The following is a 3,203-nucleotide window of genomic DNA, read 5'->3' as shown; positions in this document are numbered from 1 at the left end:
CAGCCGCTCCCAAGTGTGGCGCGGAGTCGAAGGATCCCGCCGGGAGTGTCGGGCGCACCATCGACTGCGTGGCGTGCATCGGACTCCAGGCCGCGTCCGACGGTGCGCCGCGCGCCACGCAGTCACTCGTTCATGGCGCGGGCCGTGGCGGGATCCTTCAGTCGGCGCCAGAGTGGAAGCACGCGGAGAGCTTGGGGCGGCGCCTCCTTCAGGATGACACTCACGCTCCGGGGTGATAGGCCGGCAGAGTCGCTGACACGCTGGACGGACCACGTCCTCACGAGGGGTTGGACGCAAGCACCGGTCGCACAGCAATGCGGTACGCACCACAGATTGGCGTCGGAGAAGCAGCGAGCGGGCAACCCTGCCCGCCTCGGCACAGCAACGCTCCGCTTCAGAGGCGGTCACAGGGGAGGGCGCGGATCATCATCTCGTCCTGGCGCAGGCGCTCCTCCAGCCGCGTCCGGTACCCGGACCACCAGCCGCGGTCCAGGTCGTCCACCATCACCTCCACGATCACCACGTCGTCGCGCGCCACATCGCCCTCCTCGTCCTTCCACGCGCCGGCGGCGGGGGCGCGCAGGTGGGCCGTCACGCCGCCGAACCGCTCCGTCAACTCCTGCCGCAGCGCGTCCAGCACCGCGCGGGGGAACGCAACGCCGTCGTTGTCGCGCAGCGGGACGAAGATCTGAACGACGTACATGGCTGGCCCGAGAGGTGAAGATGGATGAACAACGGGGCTCCGCGATACATCGCGGAGCCCCGTTCCTTTTCCGACTGCCGCGCGCGTCAGGCGCGGATCTGAACCGGCACCGGGTCCGAAAGCCCCACCTCGGTGGTGGAGCGCACCCGGTTGAGCACGCGGCGCCACCACACGGGAGAGCGCGACGCCCCGCCGTGGGCCATCACCTGGCGCCCCAGCGCGATCACGTCGTCGTTGCGCATGCGGATGCAGCCGTGGCTCTCCGCCTCGCCCAGCGAATCGGTGTCGCGGGTGCCGTGGATGTAGTAGTCCGGGTTGCGGAAGAAGATCTTCACGCGGCCCATGGGGTTGCGCGGATCGCCCGGCTCGCGCGCCTTCTTGTCGCGCGCCCACGCCGCATCGGGCGGAACCCACCGCGGGTTCCACACCATTCGCCGCACCGCGAACGATCCGCGGGGCGTGGGGTGCTGCGGCTTGCCGACGGCCACGGCGTAGGTCTGCTCCACCTCGTCGCCGTGCATGACGTACAACTGGCGCTCCGAAAGATCGATCACGATGCGGAAGCCGGGCGCGGCCGCATCGTGAACCGCCGGCTCCGCCGCCTCCGCGGACGGGGCCGCCAGCGCCCCTCCCGCAACGATGCCGGCGAACCCCGCGGCCATCGTGAAGTATCCAACGAGCCTGCTACGCATGTTGCCTTCCTTCAACGAGTTACCCTACTCGATCGGGGATGGGCAACGGAAAGATCGTGCCAAACATGCGGCGCGCCCGGATTCCGGGTTGCTGCCTTGCCGGGATTCCGGAACGGGACCGCGGGTCAGCGCGTGCGGATGGGACCGGCGGGGCCCAGGTCCGCCTCCGGGGCCACGTGTTCGGGCCCGGCGGGGCGCAGGAACTCGTACAGCTGCGCGGCGATGAACATCCCCAGGATGGGCGCGGCCCAGTAGATCCAGTGCCCCTCCCAGATGCCGCCCGAGATGGCCGGGCCCAGCGACCGCGCGGGGTTCATGCTGGCTCCGGTGAGCGGCCCGCCCATCATGGCGCAGAAGCCGATGGTGAGCCCCACCGCGATCCCGGCGAACCCTTCCGCCACGCGCTTGTCCGTGGCCACGGCCATGATCACCAGCATGAGCGCAAACGACAGGAGCAGTTCCACCACAAAGCCGCGCGCCACACCGATGGCGGGAAGGGTGGCGCCGTAGTCGCCCACCCCGCCGAGCAGCCACCGCAGCGTGAACGCCGCCGCCGTCGCGCCCGCGCACTGCGCGCCCACGTACGCAAGCACGTCGCGCGCGGGAAAACGGCGCGCGGAGAGGAACGCGAGGGTGACGGCGGGATTCAGGTGCGCGCCGGAGATGTGGCCCAGCGCGTACACCATCCCCGTGATGACGAAGGCGAAGGCCAGCGCCACGCCGGGGTGGCTCACCGCGCCGTCCGAGTGCGCGTTGACCATTGCCGCGCCCGGGCCGATCAGCACGAGAAAGAAGGTGCCGACCGCCTCCGCGATCGCGCGCCGCCCGAGACTGTTGCCGCCGCTCATGCGCCCACCTCCACGGAAATCGCGCGCCCAAGCTCTTCCTGCAGAGGTGCGGCACCGCCCTCTTCCAGCGGGAGCCACAGAACCGCGGCGCTGGCCGGGCACACGGAGCAGAACTCGCCCGATGCCCGCACGTCCGCGGGAACGGAATCGCGATCGATGGGCAGAAAGCCGAGCCGCGGAAAGAACTCTTCCGCCGTCGTCGTGAGCAGGTAGAGCGCGTCCAGCCCCGCCGCGCGCGCCCACTCCACGCGGTCGCGGGTGAGCGCCTGGCCCAGCCCCGTGCCCCGCGCGTCCGGCGCGACGGCGACGGAGCGGAGCAGCCCGGACCGGCCGTGCACCTCCACCCCCGCGACGCCGAGCACCGTATCGCCCTCCACGGCGACGGCGTAGGGATCGCCCCAGTGCTCGGGGATTCCGTCCGTCGGGAGCGCGGCGGCCTGCACCAGCCGCAGCACGGGTTCCAGGTCCTCCGCCCGCGCGGGGCGGATCGTCAGGTTCATCGTCGTCATCACAATTCCGTGTTTCTGGATCGGCGGTTCGGGATGGAACCGTGTGTCAGGGCGGGCGATACGGGCGGCCCCCACCCGGGCTCGCATTACTCGCCCACCCTCCCCCAAAAAAGACTGGGGGAGGATTGGTCGGCGAAAGGCGCTGCGGCGTGCAGGCAGGCATCGGCGCGACCGAGGGTGAGCGAGTGAACTCGCCGCAACAACGGCTGGAAGCCTCACGGTACTGCTGTGAGGCTGCACCGGCGCCGGGGCAAGGTCGGCGCCGAACTCCACCCCCGCGCCGAACCGCTCCCCTCGCCCGCTTGCGGGAGAGGGGTGCGTCCAGATGCGCAAAGCCATCCGACCCGCGCCAATTTGCCGTTGGTGTGTGCCCCCTCTCCCACATCTGTTCGTGGGAGAGGGTGGACGCGTCTCAGCGCGGCCGGGTGAGGGCGCGGCCGGGTGAGGGCCA

General features: G+C 70.9%; 4 protein-coding genes. All 4 read right to left on the bottom strand.

Translation table 11 applies throughout. The features are described 5' to 3' along the window. Positions 1-394 precede the first annotated feature (394 nt). Entirely contained in the window at positions 395-703 is a 309-nt protein-coding gene (locus VF665_RS19125; protein ID WP_331055059.1) for a hypothetical protein, read from the bottom strand. Between the two features lie 86 nt (positions 704-789). Beyond that, complete coding sequence (locus tag VF665_RS19120; protein ID WP_331055058.1) at positions 790-1,395, bottom strand: L,D-transpeptidase; 606 nt, start codon at positions 1,393-1,395, stop codon at positions 790-792. Positions 1,396-1,520: 125 nt separating this feature from the next. Then, positions 1,521-2,243: an MIP family channel protein gene (locus tag VF665_RS19115; protein WP_331055057.1), complete on the bottom strand. Its 723-nt coding sequence runs from the start codon at positions 2,241-2,243 to the stop codon at positions 1,521-1,523. Further along, positions 2,240-2,752 (bottom strand): arsenic resistance N-acetyltransferase ArsN2, encoded by a 513-nt coding sequence (gene arsN2 / locus VF665_RS19110; protein ID WP_331055056.1) that lies wholly within the window; start codon positions 2,750-2,752, stop codon positions 2,240-2,242. Before arsN2 ends, VF665_RS19115 begins: the two co-directional genes overlap by 4 nt. Positions 2,753-3,203: the final 451 nt, after the last annotated feature.

This window comes from Longimicrobium sp. (assembly GCF_036387355.1).
In the GTDB taxonomy this organism is placed as follows: Bacteria; Gemmatimonadota; Gemmatimonadetes; order Longimicrobiales; family Longimicrobiaceae; genus Longimicrobium.
The sequence above is the reverse complement of the archived record's forward strand: the minus strand, read 5'-3'. Positions and strand labels throughout refer to the sequence as shown.